Annotated in this window: 24 protein-coding genes; 11 read left to right on the top strand and 13 right to left on the bottom strand. The window is 45.9% G+C overall.

Features of this window, described 5'->3' with window-relative positions; translation table 11 throughout:
* Positions 1-57: 57 nt before the first annotated feature.
* On the bottom strand, positions 58-753 hold the full coding sequence (locus B2U10_RS13665) for an alpha/beta hydrolase (protein WP_035411987.1): 696 nt from the start codon (positions 751-753) through the stop codon (positions 58-60).
* A 158-nt stretch (positions 754-911) separates the two neighbouring features.
* Here B2U10_RS13665 and B2U10_RS13660 point away from each other — a divergent pair, with 158 nt between their 5' ends.
* Positions 912-2,183, top strand: coding sequence for a purine/pyrimidine permease (locus B2U10_RS13660; RefSeq protein ID WP_290788289.1), 1,272 nt, complete (start codon positions 912-914; stop codon positions 2,181-2,183).
* A gap of 45 nt (positions 2,184-2,228) precedes the next feature.
* Here B2U10_RS13660 and B2U10_RS13655 read toward each other — a convergent pair whose 3' ends face one another.
* The 4 genes from B2U10_RS13655 to B2U10_RS13640 form a co-directional block, all read right to left on the bottom strand.
* Entirely contained in the window at positions 2,229-3,722 is a 1,494-nt protein-coding gene (locus B2U10_RS13655) for a peptide MFS transporter (RefSeq protein WP_035411982.1), read from the bottom strand.
* Between the two features lie 238 nt (positions 3,723-3,960).
* Positions 3,961-4,596 (bottom strand): hypothetical protein, encoded by a 636-nt coding sequence (locus B2U10_RS13650; protein ID WP_035411980.1) that lies wholly within the window; start codon positions 4,594-4,596, stop codon positions 3,961-3,963.
* Positions 4,593-5,816 (bottom strand): glutathionylspermidine synthase family protein, encoded by a 1,224-nt coding sequence (locus B2U10_RS13645; protein WP_290774403.1) that lies wholly within the window; start codon positions 5,814-5,816, stop codon positions 4,593-4,595. The genes B2U10_RS13650 and B2U10_RS13645 overlap by 4 nt, the downstream gene beginning before the upstream one ends.
* On the bottom strand, positions 5,813-6,142 hold the full coding sequence (locus B2U10_RS13640) for a hypothetical protein (protein ID WP_035411974.1): 330 nt from the start codon (positions 6,140-6,142) through the stop codon (positions 5,813-5,815). Before B2U10_RS13640 ends, B2U10_RS13645 begins: the two co-directional genes overlap by 4 nt.
* A gap of 147 nt (positions 6,143-6,289) precedes the next feature.
* Here B2U10_RS13640 and B2U10_RS13635 point away from each other — a divergent pair, with 147 nt between their 5' ends.
* From B2U10_RS13635 to B2U10_RS13620, 4 genes are all read left to right on the top strand, one after another.
* Positions 6,290-6,733 (top strand): hypothetical protein, encoded by a 444-nt coding sequence (locus tag B2U10_RS13635; protein WP_056064819.1) that lies wholly within the window; start codon positions 6,290-6,292, stop codon positions 6,731-6,733.
* An 86-nt stretch (positions 6,734-6,819) separates the two neighbouring features.
* Positions 6,820-6,993: a hypothetical protein gene (locus tag B2U10_RS13630; protein WP_023469740.1), complete on the top strand. Its 174-nt coding sequence runs from the start codon at positions 6,820-6,822 to the stop codon at positions 6,991-6,993.
* A gap of 31 nt (positions 6,994-7,024) precedes the next feature.
* Entirely contained in the window at positions 7,025-8,581 is a 1,557-nt protein-coding gene (locus tag B2U10_RS13625; protein WP_023469741.1) for an ABC-F family ATP-binding cassette domain-containing protein, read from the top strand.
* A gap of 132 nt (positions 8,582-8,713) precedes the next feature.
* Positions 8,714-9,499, top strand: coding sequence for an alpha/beta hydrolase family protein (locus tag B2U10_RS13620; protein WP_290788286.1), 786 nt, complete (start codon positions 8,714-8,716; stop codon positions 9,497-9,499).
* A gap of 9 nt (positions 9,500-9,508) precedes the next feature.
* Here B2U10_RS13620 and B2U10_RS13615 read toward each other — a convergent pair whose 3' ends face one another.
* From B2U10_RS13615 to B2U10_RS13605, 3 genes are read right to left on the bottom strand one after another with little or no spacing between them, the layout of a single operon-like run.
* A complete protein-coding gene (locus tag B2U10_RS13615; RefSeq protein WP_035411965.1) occupies positions 9,509-10,087 on the bottom strand; it encodes a hypothetical protein in 579 nt (192 codons plus the stop codon).
* Positions 10,075-10,965: an FAD:protein FMN transferase gene (locus B2U10_RS13610; RefSeq protein ID WP_290788282.1), complete on the bottom strand. Its 891-nt coding sequence runs from the start codon at positions 10,963-10,965 to the stop codon at positions 10,075-10,077. Before B2U10_RS13610 ends, B2U10_RS13615 begins: the two co-directional genes overlap by 13 nt.
* A 10-nt stretch (positions 10,966-10,975) precedes the next feature.
* Entirely contained in the window at positions 10,976-11,281 is a 306-nt protein-coding gene (locus B2U10_RS13605) for a hypothetical protein (RefSeq protein WP_290788279.1), read from the bottom strand.
* Between the two features lie 101 nt (positions 11,282-11,382).
* Between B2U10_RS13605 and B2U10_RS13600 the strand changes: the two genes are divergently transcribed.
* From B2U10_RS13600 to B2U10_RS13590, 3 genes are all read left to right on the top strand, one after another.
* Entirely contained in the window at positions 11,383-12,060 is a 678-nt protein-coding gene (locus tag B2U10_RS13600; protein WP_035411955.1) for a response regulator transcription factor, read from the top strand.
* The gene (locus B2U10_RS13595; protein WP_290788276.1) at positions 12,053-13,222 is read left to right on the top strand and encodes a sensor histidine kinase; all 1,170 of its coding nucleotides are present in this window, start codon (positions 12,053-12,055) and stop codon (positions 13,220-13,222) included. Before B2U10_RS13600 ends, B2U10_RS13595 begins: the two co-directional genes overlap by 8 nt.
* A gap of 79 nt (positions 13,223-13,301) precedes the next feature.
* Positions 13,302-13,715, top strand: coding sequence for a DUF2231 domain-containing protein (locus tag B2U10_RS13590; RefSeq protein ID WP_214856704.1), 414 nt, complete (start codon positions 13,302-13,304; stop codon positions 13,713-13,715).
* A gap of 64 nt (positions 13,716-13,779) precedes the next feature.
* On the opposite strand, the gene B2U10_RS13585 is transcribed toward B2U10_RS13590, so the two are convergent.
* The 5 genes from B2U10_RS13585 to B2U10_RS13565 all read right to left on the bottom strand — a co-directional run bounded on the left by B2U10_RS13585 (position 13,780) and on the right by B2U10_RS13565 (position 19,442).
* Positions 13,780-15,012: a DEAD/DEAH box helicase gene (locus B2U10_RS13585; RefSeq protein WP_023469749.1), complete on the bottom strand. Its 1,233-nt coding sequence runs from the start codon at positions 15,010-15,012 to the stop codon at positions 13,780-13,782.
* A gap of 104 nt (positions 15,013-15,116) precedes the next feature.
* On the bottom strand, positions 15,117-15,416 hold the full coding sequence (locus B2U10_RS13580; protein WP_035411945.1) for a DUF3817 domain-containing protein: 300 nt from the start codon (positions 15,414-15,416) through the stop codon (positions 15,117-15,119).
* Between the two features lie 78 nt (positions 15,417-15,494).
* Positions 15,495-16,460 (bottom strand): ring-cleaving dioxygenase, encoded by a 966-nt coding sequence (locus B2U10_RS13575; RefSeq protein WP_035411942.1) that lies wholly within the window; start codon positions 16,458-16,460, stop codon positions 15,495-15,497.
* Between the two features lie 119 nt (positions 16,461-16,579).
* Positions 16,580-16,780 carry a cold-shock protein gene (locus B2U10_RS13570; protein WP_023469752.1) on the bottom strand — a complete coding sequence of 67 codons (201 nt, stop codon included), beginning with the start codon at positions 16,778-16,780 and terminating at the stop codon, positions 16,580-16,582.
* 274 nt (positions 16,781-17,054) lie between these two features.
* Positions 17,055-19,442, bottom strand: a complete 2,388-nt coding sequence (locus tag B2U10_RS13565) for an immune inhibitor A domain-containing protein (RefSeq protein ID WP_035411939.1) — start codon at positions 19,440-19,442, stop codon at positions 17,055-17,057.
* A gap of 255 nt (positions 19,443-19,697) precedes the next feature.
* Between B2U10_RS13565 and B2U10_RS13560 the strand changes: the two genes are divergently transcribed.
* From B2U10_RS13560 to B2U10_RS13550, 3 genes are all read left to right on the top strand, one after another.
* Positions 19,698-21,185 carry an HD domain-containing phosphohydrolase gene (locus B2U10_RS13560; protein ID WP_290753592.1) on the top strand — a complete coding sequence of 496 codons (1,488 nt, stop codon included), beginning with the start codon at positions 19,698-19,700 and terminating at the stop codon, positions 21,183-21,185.
* A 19-nt stretch (positions 21,186-21,204) separates the two neighbouring features.
* Positions 21,205-21,636, top strand: a complete 432-nt coding sequence (locus B2U10_RS13555) for a GyrI-like domain-containing protein (RefSeq protein WP_290774412.1) — start codon at positions 21,205-21,207, stop codon at positions 21,634-21,636.
* 177 nt (positions 21,637-21,813) lie between these two features.
* Positions 21,814-23,349: a M4 family metallopeptidase gene (locus B2U10_RS13550; protein WP_290753598.1), complete on the top strand. Its 1,536-nt coding sequence runs from the start codon at positions 21,814-21,816 to the stop codon at positions 23,347-23,349.
* Positions 23,350-23,451: the final 102 nt, after the last annotated feature.

Genomic DNA, 23,451 nt, shown 5'->3' with positions numbered 1-23,451 from the left:
CGGAATCTCTCCGTCTTTTTCGTTTGGTTGATGAATCGTTTCTTCCTAAAGAATCGATCAAGGCATATCGATAAATTGTTTGATTTCGTCTAACGCCTCATCTTGTTGCTCTTTTGACGTCAATGGGCTCCTGTTGTCCCCTTTTTGTGGTCCATACATACCAAAGTTCGCATGATTTCCTTGTTTGATTTCATGGAATACCGCATCTTTTCGAACATTCTGCTTACTTTTTTCGATATCAGCGATTGGTAAGACACCATCTTGTCCACCATAGACCGTTAGTGAGGGCACATCAATCGAATCAATCGGATAGGATGCGAGGAAGATGATTCCTTTAATCTTCGAATGTTGTTCGACGATTGTCGAAGCCGCGCTTCCACCTAGTGAATGCCCGATCAGATACCACTTTTTGACCTGCGGATATTCCTCGACGATATCGAGTCCTTCGTTTGCATCGAGCAAGGCAATCCGAAACGGTAGCTTCGGTATGATGACAAAATGTCCATCTTTCGCTAGTTGATTACCATAATAACTGTAAGCAGCTGCATCAACTTTTGCCCCTTGATAAAAGATGAATCCGACGTCACTCGTCTCTTTTCCAAACGTGACTTCACGTGGTGTTTCCGTCTCCACGTAAGACGCCGCTTGCTGCGAAGCGTCATAATCGAATTGTGCCCAAATCATAAAGGCAAATACGAGTAGCGCAAGTACTGCAACAATCGTTCCAAGGATTCGTTTACTCCATTTTTTCATGTCATTCCCTCCCTATAGCGTTATACCCATTATTATGTGTTAAATCACATATGAAAACAAATGATAGAATTTTCAGTCATTGTAAGCATCCCTATCTCTTTTTCATGAATTGGTTTAAGATAAAGTCACTATTGTTTTTTCGAAAGGAGATTTACGTTTTGCCGCGTACCCTTGTGTCTACGATTCAATGGTTTTTATTCATCATCTGTACCAACATTGCCCCACCCCTTGCCATCGCAGCATCGTTTGAACTCTCGGGTGCCGAGACGCTTTCCTTTTTATCTCGTTGTCTATTCGTATTTGCCATCTTAAGTCTATTTCAAGTCCTACTCGGACACCGTCTTCCAATCATGGAAGGTCCTGCTGGAATTTGGTGGGGAGTATTCGCTCTCTATTCATCGATTGGTGTCACGCTGTACGGCAGTTATTCGAACACGCTACAATCGCTCGGATTCTTACTCTTACTCAGCGGAATCATCTGTATCATCTTGACGGTGACAGGTGTCTTACGACGCTTAGTTCCGCTCTTCACTCCACAAGTCATTGGTGTTTATATGTTATTGCTGTCGGCACAGCTGTCGGGATCCGTCATGAAAGGATTGTTGAATATCGAAGACGGACGGATTCAAGCATTACCTGCCGTCATCTCGATTTTGACCGTCTTGATCTCGCTCTATTTAGAACGCAGTGATCGCTTACGACAATATGCTTTATTGATTACACTACTCGTCGGTTGGAGTATGTTCGCACTGATCGGACGTGCTGAGATGCCGAGCTTTGATGGTCCACTGTTCACTTTACCGAGCCTATTACCATTCGGCGGTATTCATATCGATTGGAGCCTATTGCCGACTGCTATCATCATCTCGTTACTCTTGATGACGAACGTCTTAGCGAACATCAAGGTCATTGAACGAATCATCAGTGCGAAGCGCGGAGAAACGGTCAAAGGACAAGTCGGGACGGCTGGTATCACGGCTGGTATCGGACAACTCTTCGCCGGTCTGTTCGGTACAGTGGGTCCTGTTGCTATTTCCGGAACGGCTGGATTCATCGCCTCAACGGATAATACGGACCGCAAAGCGTTCGTTTATGCGAATATCATGTGTCTCTTCCTCAGTATCGTGACACCGTTCGTCGGTTTGATTGCTAAAATCCCTGTCGCTGTTGGTTATGCGATGGTCGCCCCGATCGTTGCCGGCATGGCAATCATCGGCGTCACGGAAGCGGCTCGCGATTTGAATCGTCAAACAGCGATGATCACAGTTGGTCTTCCAGTTCTCGTCGGCATCGGTGCGTTGTTGTTACCGAAAGAAGCAACGGCTGATTTACCACCACTCATGACGACACTGATGTCGAACGGTCTCGTCCTCGGAACGTTAGTCGCCTTGCTTGCAGAGGCCTTACGCCATATCCGGACGAATGATTAATAAAAAGACGCTTTCTCGATCGAGAAAGCGTCTTTTTTGAATATCTTAACGAATGCCGCGCATGTATTTTTGAAGTTTTGGTGCGAAAGCGAATAAGAGTAATCCGAAGATGACGGCAACGATACCTGTGATACCGAAATATAGAATCTCTGTATCCGCTTTATAGTACTTAACGATTTGCGCGTTGACCGCTTGTCCCGTTGCGTTCGTCAAGAACCATAGACTCATTGTTTGCGCTGAGAAGGCTGCCGGCGCCAATTTTGTCGTTGCCGATAAACCGACTGGTGACAAGAAGAGCTCACCGATGACGACGAGGAAGAAGCTGAGCGTCAGCCAGAGCGGACTAACTGTTGTTTCAACACCGAATAGGATACCTGGTAGTGTCATGACGATGAACGAAAGCCCTGCAAACAGAAGACCGAACGAGAACTTTTGCATCGTCGTCGGTTGACGATCCCCTAGCTTGACCCAGAAGCTTGCAAATACAGGTGCTAATACGATGATGAAGAGCGGATTCAACGATTGGAAGAATGCCGGTTGAATCTCAAATCCTAAGAATGAAAGGTTCGTCCGTTCACTTGCGAAGATCGAGAGGACATATGAACCTTGTTCTTGGATCGCCCAGAAAATCGCTGCTGCGATGAAGAGCGGAATATAAGCAATCAAGCGCGATCGTTCGTCATCTGTAATCTTTGGACTACGAAGCATGACTGTGAAATAGGCGATTGGAATCAAGATTCCGAGAATCGTGACCATCAAGGTAAAGCGAGAAATCGTCAACAATCCTGTCATCGATGCAATGACACCGAGAACCGCAATGACGACGACAACGATCGACGCAATCGTGATGAAGCGTTTTTTCTCGTCCCCTTTTAATGGGTTTAAGACATACGTACCTGCTTGACCAAGGTTTTTCTTTTTCGTCAGGACGAAGACGATAAGTCCTGCGAACATTCCGATGGCGGCGAGTGCGAAACCAGCATGGTACCCACCACGGTCAGCCACTTCACCGACGACGAGTGGTGAAAGGAATGCCCCAGCGTTGATCCCCATGTAGAAGATACTAAATCCAGCATCACGACGATTATCCGTCTTACTGTACAAATCTCCGACGATATTCGATACGTTCGGTTTCAAGAAACCGGTACCGATGACGATGAGTCCCATCGAGACGAAGAGTGCCGTAATGCCTGCTGGTAAAGCAAGAACGATATGCCCCAGCATTATCAAGATACCACCATAGAATACAGTTCGAGACGTACCGAGCAAACGGTCAGCTACCCATCCACCAATGATCCCAGACATGTAGACGAGTGAACCGTAAACGGCCATGATTGACGCAGCTGTCGTCTTGTCAATTCCTAGACCACCATTTGCGACTGAGTCGTACATATAGAAGATAAGGATGGCACGCATACCATAGTAGGAGAAACGCTCCCAAAACTCGGTGAAGAAGAGGGTGAATAACCCTTTCGGATTTCCAAAGAATCCTTTTTGCGGAACGGTCTTATAGACCTGATCGCGATCAAACTCTGCCATATGATTGGCTCCTTTCATCTGCCCTGAATAAGTGCATAATCCATCATCTTTTCCCGCTTTCCCCAAACGATAAGCGTGACGAAACAGATAGGATACGAATACACTGTTTTGCCTGAATTGTCTCACTTCTTTTTTTATATATGAGACAGCACTTTACCATTCAACCGCAAATCATTTGATGAGTCAAATATTATTTATATTACAAGAATAATAAAAGAGCAACCGACAAGTCGGCTGCTCAAGATTGCATCTGTTTTGATTCGATGATCGTAATTCCAGGCGGCGCATGTAGCGTTTCATGAATCATCGCCGCAGCGACTTGACCGGCTTCGATCGGAGCGATGGCACTGCGTTTTAATAACGGTCGTAACACCGTCGAAATTTTCGCAGCTGCCTGTTCGCCTAAACGAAACTCGTCTCTTTCTCCTAACAAGAGCGAAGGTCTGAAAATTAGTAATGCATCGTATCCTAGTACGCGTAGTCCATTTTCCGTATCCCCTTTTACGCGATTGTAGAAGGTTTTGGCATTCGGATGGGCACCAAGAGCTGAAATCAAAGCAAAACGTGTCGCACCGAGATCTAACAGTTCACGACCAAGTTCAACCGGATACGTATAATCAACTAGACGGAATGCATCTTGCGAGCCTGCTTGTTTAATCGTCGTACCTAGTGCACAGTAGACGTGATCAACGACAGGCAATTCGATTTCTGTCACACGATCAAAATCAATCACCCATTCTTCAAGTTTCGGATGAAAACGGCGTATCGGTCGGCGAACAAGAACATGTACCTCGCTATATGCCTCTTCTGCCAACAAACGGTCTACGAGTTCTTGGCCAACTAGACCGGATGCTCCTAAAATGGCTGCTCTCATATGTTTCTCCCTCCTTCATGCTGTCGACCGATTGGTACGAAATAGGAACGATTCCCAGTAATCCGTTCTCCAGCACGTACACCAATCGCACTCGGTCTTCCACCTAAAATAAAAACACCGTACATATACGCGACGTCTCCCTCTTCTTGAAGTGGATACGTCGGTAATTCTCGATACGCTTGATAGACAGCCGGTTGATCAAGAAACGTATGCTGTTCATTCTTTAGCAGCACTTCTCCCTGTCCGTCATGGACCGTTACAGTGTCCCCTTCGCGTCCAAAGATCGGTTTCTTGACGAACGGTTGTCGGCTTGAGATGAATGCATCTTCTGATAAGTATGTCGGTAAAAAATAACGTGCAATCATCGTATGATCCATTTCGCTCAAGTATGGATGCTTGGTTTCGTGTAACATCCAGATCAACGCAAGAACCGACTTGGCTTGCATTAAAAAAGCGGACGGTGGATTGATGATTTCTAGCCGCCCCGTCTCGACAAGTTGCAACAATAACTGTCCTAGGTTTCGCCCCTCTTCATCCCGGTCCAGCAAAGCCATCTCGATTGGAAAGGTTTGCCGATATAAAATATCAATTCTTTTACCTGTCTCATCGTACAAGCCCTCTTCCGGGCGAATCTCTAGTGCATCAAGCGGACAATAGACCGCGCTACTCCAGAACGACTGCAAATACTCAGACGTCAGCCGATCTTCGATATGGTCGCCATGTGAAGTGAAGACAACATGCGGATCCTGCTTCGTCCGATATGTCGCTGCTTCGATTGCACGACGGACAGCTTCCTTGAGCCATTCGTTTTCTCCATCATTGACACGTTTAAATCCTTGTTTCTCTGCTACGACATCGTTGACTTCAAATACTTCCTTAATGAAGGTCGGCGTATCGGCATTCCATTCCATGAGTGAAATGCGATCAGCCGTCACAATGAAATCAAAGCGCCCGATGACGGTCAGCGGTCGCATCGTCTCGAGTCGTAAGAAGGCAAGACTTTCGACTGGGAAACCAAGTTCAAGTAGTGCCTGATCATCCATTGAGCGAAGAATCGGAAGTACTTTTTCAAATATCCGATACACTTCTTGCGCTGCGATATGCAGTTGATCGATTCGTTTGTCCGAGATCGGCATGATTTCCGTGACAGCGTACGGTTCCCCGTCTAGCACATCCCAAAAACGATCGATGTCTCCATAAAAGGTCTGTCGTTTATTCATCCGCCGAAAAAGCCGGAGGACGAGCCCGTTCCGAATCCTTTTGTTTTCGTATTGTAACTCTTTACTTTTTTCGATTTCGGCGTATATCCTTTCGTTCGCATCGCACTGTGCATCAAGGCACGTGAAGCGAAATAACTACCACCCCAGTAATAGTAGCCTGAATGAGTCGACGAACTATCATCACAGTACCAGACACCTTCATCGTTATCATATTCATAGTCATCACAATCCGGATCATCTGGTCGTTCCGCTCGCGCATCATCCGATCCACACCCACTTAATGTCGTTCCGATCAACAGTGTCGCAGCTAGTGTAGCTTGTTTCATCCAATTCACCTTCTCAGTCCCCTTTCCTTTTACTCTCGTTATGGATAGTATACGCTTTTTCGAAGAGAAAAGTTTCTTTGTTCTGCCGGAACTTTTTTTATCAAAATGTGGTAATAGTATCTATAGAATGAAAAGGAGGATTTACGCATGTCACTTGCCTACTATGTTGAAGAAAATAGTGAATTCCAGCCGATCTATCAATATGATCGTTATGCGATCGAACCGGAAGAAATCATCGCCCACCAACTCTGCGAATTCCATATCATCGAAGGACATCAATACGAGCTTCGTTCCAATGAAATGGCAGGTGAATACGATCAATTGATTGTCGACCACATCAAAGCATCACCGCGTGCGACGGAAGAACGTGTTTATCCACCGCATCAAATTCATATTGAATTCAGACAGTATCTATCCGACAGCGCCCAACCGCTTTTAAAGACATCAACGGTTCCAAATCACATCCAAGCGATGCGTTTTTTGATCAAAGACAAGATTGAAGTCGAAGGACACGGTATTTTTGAGCGTGACAGCTGTGAAATTGATATCGATCGGAATTGTTATGTCGTCTATCTTGCAGATACACTTTGAGATGTAAAATCGAGTCTCTTCATTTCCAAGAGACGTTTTTTTTGGCATACTAGAAGGTAAGAACGAATCAATCGAGGTGAACGAACATGAGTGAACAACCAAAAAAACTATCATTGCAAGAGGCAATGATCGAGCGCTTGAAAGCAAAAAAACAAGCGCAAACTAAACGTCCGACTGGCTTACAAGGAACACAAACGAAACAATTGACGAGCCAACAGACGAAAAAAGCGAATAACCAGAAAAAACGGACAGGCGTCTAAGTCACAGGAATTCATGAAATAAGGAGCAATTATGAGTATTTTAACGGTATCTAACTTAAGTCACGGATTCGGTGACCGCGCCATTTTCGAAAATGTCTCCTTCCGCCTGTTAAAAGGCGAGCACATCGGTCTCGTTGGTGCGAACGGTGAGGGGAAATCGACGTTCATGAATATCATCACGTCGCAACTTGAGCCGGATGAAGGGAAAGTTGAATGGGCGAAGCATGTTCGCGTCGGCTATTTAGACCAGCACGCTGTCCTTGAAAAAGGATTAACGATTCGGGATGCTCTCAAAGGTGCATTCCAGTACATGTTCGATATCGAACAGGAAATCAATGATTTGTACGGTAAAATGGGCGAAGTCGAGCCAGAAGAACTCGAAAAAATGCTCGAAGAAGTCGGTGTCTTGCAAGACATTTTGACAAATAACGACTTCTATACGATTGATGCAAAAGTCGAAGAAATCGCACGCGGTCTTGGTCTCGATGAAATCGGACTTGACCGGGATGTACAGGAGCTCAGTGGTGGACAACGGACGAAAATTCTGCTTGCGAAACTCCTTCTTGAAAAACCAGATATTCTTTTACTTGATGAGCCGACCAACTATCTCGATGTCCAGCATATCGAGTGGTTAAAACGCTATTTAAATGAATATGAGAATGCATTCATCTTGATTTCGCACGATATTCCATTCCTCAATAGCGTCATCAACTTGATTTATCATATGGAAAATCAAGAATTGAACCGTTATGTCGGTGACTACGACAACTTCGTCACGATCCACGAAGCGAAGAAAAAACAACTTGAGTCTGCATTCAAGCGTCAACAGCAGGAAATCTCTGAGTTGAAGGATTTCGTTGCCCGGAACAAGGCGCGTGTCTCGACACGGAACATGGCGATGTCACGTCAGAAAAAACTTGATAAGATGGATGTCATCGAACTCGCACAGGAACGGCCAAAACCAGAGTTCCACTTCCTCCAAGCACGGACACCAAGTAAATTGATGTTCGAAGCAAAAGGTCTTGTCATCGGATACGATGAGCCACTGTCTCGTCCTCTTGATTTGACGATCGAACGCGGACAGAAGATCGCCTTGCACGGTGCGAACGGAATCGGGAAATCGACGTTGCTCAAGAGTTTACTCGGTGAAATCCCGGCTGTCTCGGGTGTCGTTGAGCGGGGAGAGAACTTGCATATCGGGTACTTCGAGCAAGAAGTCAAAGAGAAGAATTCGAATACGTGTATCGAAGAGATCTGGAATACGTTCCCGTCTCTGACACAACAGCAAGTCCGCGCCATGCTCGCGAAGTGTGGTTTGATGACGAAACACATCGAATCGAAAATCGAAGTACTCAGCGGTGGAGAAAAAGCGAAAGTCCGTCTTTGTAAATTGATGAACACGGAATCGAACATCCTCGTACTCGATGAGCCGACGAACCACTTGGACGTCGAAGCAAAAGAAGAATTAAAACGTGCGTTACAAGAGTACAAAGGAACCGTCCTCTTAATCTCACACGAACCAGAATTCTATGAAGCTGTTGCAACAGACTTATGGAACTGTGAATCATGGACGACAAAAGTATTCTAAGCCATGCTTTACAAAAGATGGGATGCCCAGACGGGTATCCCATCTTTTTAGTTCATACACTTAATCATTGCATGATTGTGCATCTTCACGCACACTAAGACTTAGAAAATGGTTATGAAGGAGCGTGTTTTTTTGGAAACGATCACGAAAAAAGCAACTTTATCCTATTTACATGTTCCAAGCGGTGGTTCGGAACAATTGATTGCCCGCCTCTATTCACCTGAACATACAGAGGATGCTCCATTAATTGTCCTCTTTCACGGATTTCCCGGGAAACAGTTAAACATGGACTGGGCAGTACAACTTCAAAGCGCAGGATACCATGTGCTTGTCACGTCATATCGTGGAACGATCGGAAGTCCCGGAACCTTCCGATTCCAACATGTTCTGGAAGACGCAACGGCAACTTTACGTTACGTCTGCTCCAAGTCTTTCACTACTGAACACGGTATCAAGGCTGATCAGATTACCGTTGTCGGTCATAGCATGGGTGGGTTCGCCGGTCTTCATGCTTTTGCTGAGACACCGGAGGTTGCACATTATGTCGGGATTTCTCCGTTTAATTTTGGACTCGTCGGTCAGCTCGTCCTCGAACATCCGGAATACGAGCCTGTGCTTCATGGTATTCTCGAGCGAGGAGCTGCTTTCCTAAATGACGCCACTGCTGACGCGTTACTTGACGAGTTAAAGCACCATCATACGACCTGGAACTTACTGACGCTAAAAGAACGTCTAGCCGATCGCTCGATGTTGCTCATGACGTCAGAACGAGACGAAACATCGATTAAAGCGCTCCATCATGACTTATTGGTATCGGACAGTCCGTTTGAGGAAGCGATCGTCGATAGTGATCACAACTATATTGAGAATCGGAATGCTGCCTTTAACGAATGGACAGCTTGGCTCGCCCGACAATGAAAAGAGCGCTCAGTGTACGACTGAGCGCTCTTTTGCTGAAGTTCGAGTCCGTTGCATAGGACGGATCCGCATCCGGTACAGAACAAGTGTGAACATCGTCAATGTCGAGACAGCGTACCAAACCGTCGTAAATAGTGTTCCGGTATCTGTACCGATGAAAAGACCATGTGCCGTCATCAATAGCCAGGCAGGTAAAACAAGCCAGTGTGTCAATTTCCAAAGCGTCTTGCCTAGCGTCTCCTTCAAGAAATCCGAAGTCACGAGAACGAACCCGAATAAGTAGAGACTGATCGTTCCAAATGCATTCCAAAGCGGTTCATAGGAAGCTTGTCCTGGAATCAAGACCTCGAAGATTGTCAGTGGTGCGTACGTATCCACAATGATGAGCGTCGCATGGAGGACGATTGCGAGCAATCCTGCCCAACCACTATATAAGTGCACGTGATGCAATCGTGCTTTTTGCTTTTTGAGAGCCGGGTAGGAACCAAGCAATCCTGCTAGGACTGAAATCGTCATGAAGAAGTGTCCGCTTAAGCCACTCAAGCGAATCATCGTCCATGTCGAGAACAACCATTTCATCCAGTCCATATCTCACTCACTCCTTTCTGTTCGCTTCGCCATTCTCCTGTAGTGTCTAAAATCAGTAATCGTCCTTTTGGAAACCAACGAAACAATTTTTCTTGACGTTCTGCTTCTGTCATCTGAAAGGCAAGCTTTGTCATGACTTCCGCTTCATAGAGTTGTGGAGCAGACGCCGTCGCTTGCAGAATCGGACTCCTCGTCGGACGCCCTGTTCGTCCATCTAACAAATGATGATGCGTCTGTCCGTCCGTCTTCCACGATCGATAGACACGGTTCGATGTCGCAATCGCACCTTGTCGTAATTGCACATCAGCGACGCGTTGTTCGGTCTCGGGATGCGTAATTGTGATATTCCATGGTTTCTCCTCAGACCAGACGATGACGTCACCTCCCGCTTCAATCAGTCCACGGTTCCAGGTTTTTCGTAGGCGTTGCGCCGCGATCATCGCGGCAGCACCTTTTCCGATTCCACCTAGATCGATAAAGCCGCCTCCGACTCGAGTCACGTCGCATCCTTCAATGATGAATGGTGCGATTTCCGGTGGAGCCGTTTCTTCATAAGCGATGGCTTGCGTGAACGGAAACGATTGCCGGTAACCATTAGCTTGTTGTTGAGCTAGCAGAAACGGAGAAAAATAATGTTCCGTCTGTTCGAAGTATCGTGTGGCGCGTGCCAGTAAGCGGGCTAACGGTAAGGACACCGATATCATGTCCCCGATCCGCAAACGATTCAATCGACTAACCTCACTTTGATCATCAAAGCGTGACCACTGTCGATCGACGTAATGAAAGAAACGGATGAGTTCCTCCCACTCGGCTTCATCAATCGGCTGATCCGTCACGAATCGCACCTGATTATGCATCGCATACAATTGTCGCTCCATTTTCTCCTCCTTACCTCGAATGACTGGACTGACCGTCACTCGACCCACCTGGTTGACTGAATCCAGACGATTCGTCGTCCTGCCATTGACCATCATCATCTTCGTAATATCCATCATCTTCTCCATATTCGTCTTCATCATCGCTATATTGATTTCCTTGGGATGGTAATGTCGTATCATTCGAATACGTATCGCCTGTCGAAACAGGTGTCGTCGAGGAATCGCTCGAACTGACACTCAACTGACCAATCGCAAGTCCGATGAAGACGGAACTACTAAGCCCGACGAGCCATTTCGCAAATGGTTTTGGTTTCATCTGTTTCCTCTCCCTTCTTGTTACGTTTACTGTATCGAAAAAAACTGACAACTAACTGACGGCAACTATGGGATAATGAGAAAAAAAGAGGAGCGATGTGCATGCGCGTTTTGGTAGCAGAAGATGATCAGCGTCTTGCGAAGATGTTACGCCTTCATTTGGAGCGGGCAGGATATCAGGTAGATGTTGCACGTGATGGAGTGGAGGCGCTCCTCCAATGTCAGACGTATCGCTATGACTTACTCGTTCTCGATTGGATGATGCCTCGCAAGAGCGGAGTCGAAGTCGCCGCTACTTTACGCCAAGAACAGTTTGAAGGCGGCATCTTGATGCTGACTGCTCGCGATACGGAAATTGATCTCGTCCATGGTCTTGATAGTGGAGCGGATGACTATCTCGTCAAACCGTTTCAATCAAATGAACTTTTGGCACGACTGCGCGCGCTCAGTCGTCGTCAACAAAAGGCATTCGTGTCGACGGTCACCTTCAATGGACTAGTCCTTGATCTGTCCTCACAAACGATTTCCTATGAACACCATCCGATTGATTTAACACGACGTGAATTCGAATTCCTTTCTTTGCTCCTAAGACGACCTGAACAGGTGATGAGTCGTGAATTAATCATCGAAGTCGTGTGGGGCATCGGTGCGGATATTACGGATAACGCGCTCGATGCGCTCGTCCGACTTGTTCGAAAAAAACTAGATGCGGTCGGTGCTCCTAATTTGATCAGGACAGTTCGCGGATTCGGTTATCGATTAGGTGATCCACATGCTTGACTCGATTCGAAAACGACTGACGTTATTATTCAGTGGTTCGTTCTTTTTTGTACTAGTGCTCATCCTGATTGGTGTGTATGTCACGAACGCTCAATTGCTGAATCGAATGGAATTGAATCAATTGAAGGGCATATCTGATCGCGATATCTTCGAACGGATCGAGCACGGAGAAGCTCAATTCATCCAAAATCCGATCTACTTTCAGTTACTCGATGATTCAGGAAACGAACGCTATGAAAGTCTGCCGCCAGACGTCGAGTCCAAAACACTGCGTCGTTTTTTAAGGTCAGATGATACGACGAAACAAGTGGACTGGGATGATCGACACTTCTTACTGTATCAACGGAGTACCGAAGAAGGACGACTACTGCTGATGAAGGACATCTCTCCGACAGAAGATACCTTACAGCGATTGATTGCCGTTCTTGCGGGGATTGCGGTTCTCGCAACGATTGTCCTGACACTAGTCGGATACATCCTTGCTGGTCGAGCCGTCATACCGGTGCAACAAGCATTCGATCGCCAACGTCGTTTTACGTCCGATGCTTCACATGAACTACGGACACCTTTGACAATCGTCTACAGCGGGATTGAATTGCTAGAAGCGGAATCACTTTCGAATGAAGGACGAACGATTCTAGAGGATATCAAAGCAGAAACGGCAAGCATGCAGTATTTAGTCTCTGATTTACTATTGCTTGCGCGAGAAGGACAACTTTCACCGAAACAGGAAGTTGACCTTAGTTCACTCGTTCAAAAGACCGTCGAACGTTTTCAGCATGCCTACTCGGATCGCATCATCCACGCTTCGATCGCGCCTGACTTACACATGAAAGGGGATGCCCATCAATTGAATCGCTTATTGACGGTCTTTCTTGAGAATGCTCTTGTCTACAGCGATAAAGTCATTGATGTCTCCCTCGAAGAAACTACTACAGAACGCCAGTTGACGATACAGGACTGTGGGATCGGTATCGCCTCCGATCAACAAACTAAAATATTCGAGCGTTTTTACCGGGGGGATCATTCACGTCACGGAACAGGTACGGGCCTCGGCTTATCGATTGCTCAATCGATTGTCGATCAACATGGCGGTACGATTTCTATTGATTCAACATCAGGTGAAGGCACACGCTTCATCATTCATTTCCCAACTCTTTAAAACGGTGTCAGTTAGCTGTCAGATAAGCAGGGTAAAGTGAAATTATTCTTTATCATACTTATCTAAGGAGGTCTTTGATATGTTGGGAAACGTACCGCTTCATCCACTTCTTGTCCATGCACCGATCGCACTTTTATTATTCGCAACGTTATTGTTACTCGTCAGTCTGAAATGGACGCAATTCAAATTGTTCGCCCTCTTTACGCTAGTCGTTGGTCTGATTTCTGGGGTCGCCGCCTATTTGTCTGGAGACGGAGCAGAAGAGTATGCGGAAGCGAACTTAAGTAGCGTTACCCATGCTGCTATCGAAAATCATGAGCATTTCGCGTTGTTCAGCCTTGTTGCCTTTGGTGTCTCGCTGTTATTTTTGTTATTGGGTTACCGCTCAAACAAAAAAATGTTTTTATTACTCAGTTTTGTCGTTGCCATCGTCGGTAGCGGATTACTTGCTTATACCGGTCATCTTGGTGGTCAGATGGTATATGCTAAATAAAAAAGAGCCGGTTCATTTTCTCTTTTTCAGAGAAAATGGACCGGCTCTTTTATCTTGTTTCTGTTTATTTACGATGTGCGCGTCCCGGGCGACGGTTATTCGAACGACGTGTGTTTCCACGTCCTTCTGTCGTCTTCCGTGATCCTTTACTCTGGTCGTGCTGTGCGCGAATCGCCTCTTCAGACAATTCGACGACGATTGGCGTGACCGAGATGTTCAATTCACGTTCCATATCACGGAACGTCCGACCATCTTTCGGCGTCACGATCGAGACGGCAATTCCATCGTTCCCAGCACGTCCTGTCCGACCGATCCGGTGAACATAACTTTCGGCATCGTCCGGTAAATCGTAGTTGAAGACGTGTGTCACACCTGTCACATCGAGACCACGGGAAGCGACGTCTGTTGCAATCAGGAATTGTGTTTTTCCTTGATAGAACTTCGCCATTGCCTTTTCTCGTTTCCCTTGCGTCAACCCACCATGCAGTTCATCCGTCGGATACCCTTGCATCTGCATTTCTTCGTTTAATTTACTGACACGACGTTGCGTACGGCAGAAAATGATGGCTGCATATGGACGCATCTCGTCAAGCATCGTCCGTAGTGTCGCCTGCTTGCGACGATCCGTCGTCTCGACGACGAACTGCTCGATCGCTTCTACAGTGATGCTTTCCGCTTCTACCTGCACTTCGACTGGGTTACGCAAATACGTTTTCGCCAGTTCCTCTACTTTAGGTGGCATCGTTGCTGATAACATGACGAACTGGCGATCAACAGGTGCTGCCTCGATGATATCTTCAATTTCTGGCAAGAAACCGATTTGAAGCATTTGGTCCGCCTCATCTAAGACGAGTGTACGTAATTCGCTTAAGTCTAGTGTGCCGCGACCGACATGATCGAGAATCCGTCCTGGTGTTCCGATGATGATTTGTGGCATCCGTCCGAGTCGTTGAATCTGTTTAAAGACGTCTTGCCCGCCATATACTGCAAGAGCACGGTACTGTTCCGTATTGCGAATCAGCTTATGGGTCTCATCTGCGATTTGACGCGCGAGTTCGCGAGTCGGTGCGACGATCAATGCTTGGACCGTTTGCGATTCGACATCGATTTGCTCAAGAATCGGTAAGAGGAACGCTAGTGTTTTTCCTGTTCCGGTTTGTGCCTGTCCAATCAAGTCGCGTCCGTCAAGTAATGATGGAATCGCTTGTTCTTGAATCGGTGTCGGCTCCTTGATGCCTTGTTTTTGTAATTTTTTTATCCACAGGTCACTGATGTGTAATGTTTCAAATGTTGACATAATATATCCTCCTAAAAATTATCCACAGAAAAAAGCTGTGGATAACCTGCTTCGCATAGACAAAAACAGTTATCCACAGCCGTGCTCTATTCAGTATACACAATTTACGCGTTTGTTGCTTCCTGTTTTAACTTCCGATCGAGTATGAACGTGCCGAACGGGATGAATGATGCGATGAACGCAATACCCGCCTTGATGATCGACCAATCGTATTTGAATTTCACAACGGCGAGCCAGATCGCGTACATGACGAATAAGACACCGTGAAGTGCACCAACGACCGAAACTGCTTGTGGAATGTCCGCCATATATTTCAACGGCATCGCAATCAACAGTAAGACTAAAAACGAAATTCCTTCTAATATCGCAATCATCCGGAATTGCCCAAGCGTAGTTCTTAACATCCCGTCACTCCTTTTTCCTGATTCCTGCTCTTAGTATACGGGATGGACGATCCATCTGTGACCTGTGTCACAGGATTGTCAGATTTCGAGTGGTCGTAACCGAGCTTCGATGGCAGCTCGTTTTGGCTCAAGAAACGGAGGTAACGCAAGTGTCTCCCCTAATGTTTCAACCGACTCATCCGTCGCAAATCCTGGTGTATCTGTCGAGAGTTCAAATAAGATATGATTCGGTTCCCGGAAGTAAAGGGCTTGGAAATAGTGACGATCGACTTTACCGGAGTTCGGTAAGTGATAAGCATTCAGACGTTCGACCCACTTCTCGTACTCCTCACTGTTCGGTACACGGAACGCGACATGGTGCACACCACCACGACCTAAACGTTCCCGATCAAGGTCTGGACGCGCTTCGACGTGGACTTCTGCTCCGATTCCCCCTTCTCCTGTCGCATAGACTTCGATTGGAGCAAAGTCACCTGCTAGTGAAGGATAGCGACCAACGTTCCGGAAACCCATCACTTCCGTCAGCACGCGGACCGTTAGTGTCGGATCGTTAACCGTCAATGTCACGGCTCCAAGTCCAACGATGGCATGTTCAGAAGGAATCTCTTCTTGCGGCCATGGGACACCGCCTGCGACACCTACTTCGCCATCTTCCGCGACAAGAATCAAACGCGTTCCTTCCTGATCACGAAACGCCAGTGTCTGTCGTCCAGCACGCTCAATAATTTCGTCATGCTCAACGTCCTTTTCCTCAAACCGTTTTTTCCAAAATTGAAGAGCGGCTGTTGTTTTGACACGAAGAGATGTCGAAGAAATACTCGATGCTCCTGGTACACCCGTTCCAAGATGTGGAATATCGAAAAACGTCAAATCTGTTCCAGGATTCCCTTCCGCATCTCCATAAAACAAATGATACGATGTCGTGTCATCTTGATTGACTGTTTTTTTAATCAAACGCATTCCGAGTACTTTCGTATAAAATTGATAATTTCGCTCTGCCATGCCTGTTAAGATTGATACATGATGAATTCCAAGTAGCTCCATCTTCGTCACTCCCTGTAAATGATTTGGTAATTGAAGTATAACGCACTAATATCTTGAATTCAAGATATTAGTCTAATAAAAAACCGCCCCTCCGAAAAGGGACGATTGAATAGTTGAAATTAAAGTTTTACGACGTTAGCAGCTTGTGCTCCACGTGCGCCTTCAGTGATTTCGAACTCAACTTCTTGACCTTCGTCAAGTGTTTTGAAGCCTTCACCAGTGATTGCTGAGAAATGTACGAATACGTCTTCTCCGCCTTCAACTTCGATGAAACCGAAACCTTTTTCTGCGTTAAACCATTTTACTTTACCTGTGTTCATGGGAACAACCTCCAAAAATAAATTACTTAATACATATGCTGAGCATATGAAAGGAATTCATTATTGTCCCGAAATACATGGAGCAACGAAAAGATTGTTCGTGACACGATGTGAATCCGTAATGACAATAACAATATTAAGCTAACGTAAGTATAAAATGGATGCGCTTTAAAAGTCAAGTTGCCTGACCAATGTTTTTCCAATTGATTCCACTTCTTCTACGTAACTCAAACAAAAAACAGGTTCAGCTGAAACTGAACCTGTTCTTCTGTTTTTAACGGTGGATCCAGACTGCTCCAGCAGAGTTATCTTTTGCTTCACCGATGACTTGAATTTTCAATCCATTGTTCGGAAGCAATTTCCCTGCATCCGGAATCAACTGGTTGATATACGATTTTGAATCATCAAACTTCGTCACACCTGGAAGACCTTTATAGTCGTAAAGTCCACGTGATGGCGAATCGATGAGCCATGCAGGTGCTTTATCATAACTGAAAGCAGCATCTGCGATTTGGTAACGTGTGCTGTCCTTAACCGTCGGTTGTCCTTTCAACGTGCCGACGATCGCTTCCGGATGCGAATCAACGACACCGAGGAATCCTTCACCTGGGTGCTTACCGACCCAGTTGTCGTCAAAGCTAGAATCACCATACCAAACGACAAGGCCTGTGTTGTACTTCACACCTCGTGCATGTTCGAGCGCTTTGTCCGAACCTGCATAGTTGCGCCATTCAAGGTAGTACGCGTTATCTGCATACGTGAAGCCGTTCGATGCGACGAAACCATCTAATTTGAATTTAGGTGTTCCCTCGGCATCATCTTCAAAGACGACTTTACCATCGACTGTCAGCGTAGCATTATCGAGCGCGAAACCATCAAGCGCGAGTCCTGCGTCAGTGACATATTCAAATTTCAGCGTGACTTTTTTACCAGCAAATTCACTGAGGTCGTATGATTTATCTACCCATGCGCCTTTAGTAGAATCGGCTCGCTCATCGCCATCCGTGTCCTTTTTACCGATCGTTTCCAGTACTTTTGACTGGCCATCGGCTGTAGCAGTGACTGTCAGGAAATCGTAGTTGAATTCAACGTCATAGTACGCTTTAAAGTCAAATTTTGCTTGTTTAGCATTCGTCAGATCAAATTCAGGAGACGTCATCGATGTATGAAGATCGTTCCCTTTTGTACTGTAGTAGTACTTCTTGCCGAACGCTGGAGCAATTCCTTTCACTGGCTTTTGTGGAAGATTGACTTTGATGATCCCTGGATTTTTTGATTTCGTGACACTCTGATCGAGGTACGAAGCTGTTCCAGCTTTCGTGAGCGAATCAAAATCGATTGTTTGGATGTTTGCCCAGTTTCCGCCCATGACTGTCTGGAAGAATTCCTTGTTTTGCGGAGAGAAGCTCGTCGGCTCTGTTCCGGCAATTTTACCATTCCAGCTACCACCACTCATGATGGACCAAGAAGCGACTGGCTCCCCTTGACCTGTGTATTGCGTATCGTATTCATCGGGAAGTCCGAGGTCATGTCCGAATTCGTGCGCGAAGACTCCGACTGCGCCGTCCTCAGGTTGAATCGTATAGTCGTAAGCTGCCATCTTCCCACCCCAGCGTGTCGGAACGTTTGATGTCGTGTTTTCGACTGGATAAACGCTATCGAGCGTCCAGCGGTGCGACCAGATTGCGTCATCCCCTAATTTACCGCCACCCGCTTCTTGCCCCGTTCCTGCGTGAATGATCATCAAGTGATCAACGAGACCATCTGGTTCATTTAAGTTACCGTCGCCATCTAAGTCATACTGGTCGAACTGATCGTACTCAGCTAAATTGATGCCTGCCTTGACGGCAGCATTCAAGGCATCCTTGACGAGTCCACGCGGCCCTTTTGCTCCTGGCAAGTTATCATTTCCGCCTTTTGGACTATCAGCACCATAATCCTTAGCTGTTCCCGGAACTTTTAACCAGTTCGAAACCGTTCCATCGACCGAATAGCTTCCACCCGATTGTTCTTCATAATACTGCTTGAACGTTTTAACCTTTTCTCCGTTGAACAGTTCAAATTCTTTATCCCCGAACATCAAATCTTGATAATGCTTTTGGTTAAAGTCTTTAGCGTACATATAACCTGGCTCTTGAACGACGTTATTGTGCGCGAAGTCACTGTACTCGACAAGCAGTACCAATACCTTGTCCGTCCGTGTCGTACCGTTATACTTTGCTTGCTTAGCTTTGTCTACTTTGACGAAGCCGTTCGGATTGCCTTTTTTGTAGTTATCATGCTTTTTGTCCAGCTGTTTTGCTAACTTCTCCTTTTGCTTCGTCAAGAAATCCTTTGTTTTCTTGTCGAAGGCTGCTTCTTTACCCGATGCATGCGCATGATCAGGAGCTGGTTTTCCGTTCGCCTTTTGGTCAAGATACTTTTGGACTGCTTTTTGCTTCGCTTCTACGGAAGCGGCTTTTGAAACGACCCCACGTTTTTCCAAGACTTTCAACAATCTGTCTTGATCGACTGTGCTTAAATCCATTGGTGCACCAGAGGCTGCTTTTTCTGCTGCTTGTACGGATTTTACCTGCCCACCAGGTAAGACCGGACCGACAGCAAAAGCAGCTGCCGTAATTCCAGACAGTACGGCTAAGCTAAGCTGTTTCTTTTTTCCCACGTGAATTGACCCCCTATGTAGTAGTGAAAAGTAAAAGATTACTATACTTTTCTGAATATTCAAATCTTAGTTTATTTTACTTCCTTAATCAATCTTTTTTAAGATAATTAGTGCTTTATGACCATACCTATTTTTGAGTATTAATTTCAAAAGATTTTCAAAAGATTCTTTCACCTTTTTTTCAAAAAAACATCCTTCCACCGTTTTAGAAAACGGTACGCTGAAAGCACTCTAATTCACTAAAGGGAGGATACAATGAGCGCTTTACAACGTTTTGAACGCCACTTACTAAGAAACTATCTGCTCGGTTCATTCATCGCGGTGTTCGGCGTCGGGTGTCTGTTTATTTTTGAGACCCTTACTTTCACGAGGAATGAACAGTTGATTTTAATGGGTATCATGGGTTTATCTGTCAGTCTGATGGTTTTACTCGAATATATGCTTTATTCTCGGCACATCGGTGCCTTACGACGCTTCTTCCAAAACGAGATTCCTTCACTCGCCTCTTTCCAAGAGGCTTATCAAACAACCCATCACTTTCCGGTTCTGACTGTTCAACGCATCATGGGACCACACTTCTTAGGTCTCTCAGTTCCCGCATCACTCCTGACAGCACTCGCAATCTCTCAAGAGTGGTTAAAGATGCCGTACTACTTGATTGGTCTCGCCTGTTTTGGTGCTGTTCTCGTCGCGATTTTACACGGTCTGATTGAATTTTTTCTAACCTACCGCGTTACGGAGCATATGCTCCTCACGTTAGAGAAGTATGCCTTCGAACATGGCTTTGATGTTCCAAGAAAAACGACGGTCGTCACGTTAAAGCAAAAAATGCTGATCAGCACATTGATTATCGGTGTTTTTCCGATCATGTTGTTCGTGCTCGCCTCAGCCGTTCAGTTAACGGAAAATGAAAGCCTCCGCTCTTATTGGAGCTGGTCGACGCTTATTCTGATCGTCATCTTGTCCGTCGCGACGTTTTGTAGTCTTCTTCTTTATGAGAACATTCGAAAACCGATTGCGATTCTTCAACAAGGTATTCAAGATGTCGAAAACAATCGTCTCGTCTCGTTACCAAATCCGTATTCTGATGAATTCTCGCACCTCGTCTCTGGTTTTAATCTGATGATGGAAGGAATCAAAAAACGCGATGAACAGAATGAGCAATTGCTGGACAGTCTGTTTACGTTATTTGCCGCAACACTTGATGCCCGGGATCCTTATACGGCAGGACACTCGCTTCGTGTCGCTGCTTATTCAGTGGAAATCGCTACGGCTGCCAACCTGCCGTATGAACAAATCGAGCTGTTACGCAAATCAGCTTTGTTGCACGATATCGGAAAAATCGGCATTCGTGACGATGTGTTATTAAAAGAAGGTCGCCTGACTGACGAAGAGTTCCAGATCATTCAGCAACACCCTGTCATCGGTGTGCATATTCTATCCCAAGTTCAGCTGCCAAAGACGTTACAACCAATTCTTCCTGGGGTAAAGTACCATCACGAACGCTATGACGGAAAGGGGTATCCGGAAGGACTCGCAGGAGAGGACATCCCACTCTTCGGTCGGATCATGGCGATTGCTGATGCCTACGATGCGATGACATCTGACCGTCCTTATCGTAAGGGAATGCCAGTGGAAAAAGCTTTATCCATTTTAGAAGAGGGCATGGGTACACAATGGGACGCCACCTTTACGCGTCTTTTTCTAGACTTGAAACGTTCGCCGATTGAAGACGTGTCGTAAGTACGGAAAGGAGTTTCTCATGCATCCTAAAATCGTGGAACGTCATGAATTTTATTTTGTTGGTCTTGGACTAACATGTGAAGAAAACGAATTGCATACGTTAATGCCGGAACTCTGGCGTGAATTTTCAAGACGCTCACATGAGATTCCTGCAAAACCAGATAGCTATCCGCTCGATATCTCACTCGAACGAAACGGAACCAAATACTCGCAATGTGTCGGGTATCCGGTCTCGTCACTCGACGATATTCCAAAAGGAATGAAAGGTCACCGTATTCCTGCTGCACGTTATATTTTTTGGAAACATGAAGGACCTGATATCGAAATTTGGAAGTCCTTCGAAAAAATTCAACGTTTTGCCTCGAAACAAGGGATTGAACTTGATCCTAATGACTTTAAGATTGATGAGACACGAGATGATGTCCACCATCTCTACCAACGGATTCGTTGAACCATTCGCTTGAATGGTTCTTTTTTTTTTTGCGTTGAAATATCTTTCATACTTAATAATTCAGTACAGGTACTACGGACTATATTCAGAAAATTCGATTTAATTCGAATGACTTATTCTCGCTTTCTTAATTCTTTGGCATAGTTAGACTCAACCCAAACAAGGAGGCGATTTATTTTGAAAAAGTTTCTCGCTACATCGCTTGTCGCAAGTGTACTTGTTGTTCCTACGGTCGTAGGTGCAGAAGGTCTTCAAGCTGGTAAACTCACGAAAGCTTCGTCAGAACCAGCTGCAACAATCGTTAAAGATTTCGTGAACAAAAAAGGTGACTTTGCTGTTCAGAATGTCGAAAAAGACGGATCTTCACAAATCGTACGTCTCCAACAAGAAGTGGATGGCGTCCCTGTCTTTGGTAGTGTCGTCGTCGGGAACGTCGCGAAAGACGGTACTTTGAAAGCAATCGTAAACGATGCGATCAACGTCAAAGGAAAACCAGGTCTCGCGAAAAAAGCAACTCTTTCTGAAAAGAAAGCAATCAAGTTATACCAAAAAGCAATCAAGGCTTCTGAATTCGAAGTCGCTCCAAAAGCAGAACTCGTCATCTATCCTGTTAAAAATGATGCAGTCTATGCGTATAAAGTGACATCGACAGTCCTCGCTGGTAAAGAACCATCACGCTGGACATATTTCATTGATGCAAACTCAGGTAAAGTACTTAACAAGTTCGACCAACTAGCACATGCGAAGCCAGTCAACACAGTTACGGGAACAAATGCAGTCGGTACAGGAACAACAGTTCTTGGCACGAGCGCATCATTTAATACAGTGAAGAGTGGCTCGTACTACTATCTTCAAGATTCAACTCGCGGTAAAGGCATCTACACATATGATGCGAAGAACCGCAACACACTTCCAGGAACACTCTGGTCTGACCTCGATAACCAGTTCAATACGACATATGACCGCGCTGCTGTCAGCGCACATGTCAACGCTGCGAAAACATATGATTTCTACAAAAACACATATGGTCGCAACAGTTATGACAACGCAGGCGCTGCCTTAAACTCATCTGTCCACTATTCAACAAGCTATAACAATGCATTCTGGGATGGAACGAAGATGGTCTACGGTGACGGAGACGGTTCAACGTTCACATACCTCTCAGGCGCACTTGACGTCGTAGCGCATGAATTGACACACGCTGTCACAGAATACACAGCTGGTCTCGTTTACCAAAACGAATCAGGTGCAATCAACGAAGCTGTTTCGGATATCATGGGTACGGTTGCTGAATACTCAGTCGGTTCGAACTTCGACTGGCTCGTAGGAGAAGACATCTACACTCCTGGTGTCAGCGGTGACGCACTCCGTTCAATGTCGAACCCAGCTGCTTACGGCGATCCGGATCACTACTCAAAACGCTACACAGGTACACAAGATAACGGTGGTGTCCACACGAACTCTGGTATCGTCAACAAAGCTGCTTACCTTCTCGGTAATGGTGGAACTCATTACAACGTGACTGTCACAGGTGTCGGCGTACCGAAACTTGGAGCAATCTACTACCGTGCTCTTAGCGTCTATTTGACTCCGAACTCGAACTTCAGCGCACTTCGCGCAGCAGTCGTTCAATCGGCGAAAGACCTTTACGGTTCAACAAGTGCAGAAGCAACAGCTGCAGCGAAATCATTTGATGCAGTAGGCGTCTACTAAGAAAATCTCCTCCCAAAGGATTTTCATATTTCCTCCCGAGTGTCGGACTCGGGAGGTTTTTTTATGCGCAAAAAAGACGGATTCGCTTGGAGCAAATCCGTC

The sequence above is a fragment of the Exiguobacterium sp. UBA7533 genome, assembly GCF_002479335.1.
Lineage (GTDB): Bacteria > Bacillota > Bacilli > Exiguobacteriales > Exiguobacteriaceae > Exiguobacterium_A.
The sequence above is the reverse complement of the archived record's forward strand: the minus strand, read 5'-3'. Positions and strand labels throughout refer to the sequence as shown.

Bases quoted from the DNA above. Each gene is read 5' to 3' on its own strand.
- B2U10_RS13665 (WP_035411987.1), bottom strand. From the start codon at position 753: ATGAAAAAATGGAGTAAACGAATCCTTGGAACGATTGTTGCAGTACTT.
- B2U10_RS13655 (WP_035411982.1), bottom strand. From the start codon at position 3,722: ATGGCAGAGTTTGATCGCGATCAGGTCTATAAGACCGTTCCGCAAAAA.
- B2U10_RS13650 (WP_035411980.1), bottom strand. From the start codon at position 4,596: ATGAGAGCAGCCATTTTAGGAGCATCCGGTCTAGTTGGCCAAGAACTC.
- B2U10_RS13645 (WP_290774403.1), bottom strand. From the start codon at position 5,816: ATGAATAAACGACAGACCTTTTATGGAGACATCGATCGTTTTTGGGAT.
- B2U10_RS13640 (WP_035411974.1), bottom strand. From the start codon at position 6,142: ATGAAACAAGCTACACTAGCTGCGACACTGTTGATCGGAACGACATTA.
- B2U10_RS13635 (WP_056064819.1), top strand. From the start codon at position 6,290: ATGTCACTTGCCTACTATGTTGAAGAAAATAGTGAATTCCAGCCGATC.
- B2U10_RS13630 (WP_023469740.1), top strand. From the start codon at position 6,820: ATGAGTGAACAACCAAAAAAACTATCATTGCAAGAGGCAATGATCGAG.
- B2U10_RS13625 (WP_023469741.1), top strand. From the start codon at position 7,025: ATGAGTATTTTAACGGTATCTAACTTAAGTCACGGATTCGGTGACCGC.
- B2U10_RS13615 (WP_035411965.1), bottom strand. From the start codon at position 10,087: ATGGACTGGATGAAATGGTTGTTCTCGACATGGACGATGATTCGCTTG.
- B2U10_RS13610 (WP_290788282.1), bottom strand. From the start codon at position 10,965: ATGGAGCGACAATTGTATGCGATGCATAATCAGGTGCGATTCGTGACG.
- B2U10_RS13605 (WP_290788279.1), bottom strand. From the start codon at position 11,281: ATGAAACCAAAACCATTTGCGAAATGGCTCGTCGGGCTTAGTAGTTCC.
- B2U10_RS13600 (WP_035411955.1), top strand. From the start codon at position 11,383: ATGCGCGTTTTGGTAGCAGAAGATGATCAGCGTCTTGCGAAGATGTTA.
- B2U10_RS13595 (WP_290788276.1), top strand. From the start codon at position 12,053: ATGCTTGACTCGATTCGAAAACGACTGACGTTATTATTCAGTGGTTCG.
- B2U10_RS13590 (WP_214856704.1), top strand. From the start codon at position 13,302: ATGTTGGGAAACGTACCGCTTCATCCACTTCTTGTCCATGCACCGATC.
- B2U10_RS13585 (WP_023469749.1), bottom strand. From the start codon at position 15,012: ATGTCAACATTTGAAACATTACACATCAGTGACCTGTGGATAAAAAAA.
- B2U10_RS13580 (WP_035411945.1), bottom strand. From the start codon at position 15,416: ATGTTAAGAACTACGCTTGGGCAATTCCGGATGATTGCGATATTAGAA.
- B2U10_RS13575 (WP_035411942.1), bottom strand. From the start codon at position 16,460: ATGGAGCTACTTGGAATTCATCATGTATCAATCTTAACAGGCATGGCA.
- B2U10_RS13570 (WP_023469752.1), bottom strand. From the start codon at position 16,780: ATGAACACAGGTAAAGTAAAATGGTTTAACGCAGAAAAAGGTTTCGGT.
- B2U10_RS13560 (WP_290753592.1), top strand. From the start codon at position 19,698: ATGAGCGCTTTACAACGTTTTGAACGCCACTTACTAAGAAACTATCTG.
- B2U10_RS13555 (WP_290774412.1), top strand. From the start codon at position 21,205: ATGCATCCTAAAATCGTGGAACGTCATGAATTTTATTTTGTTGGTCTT.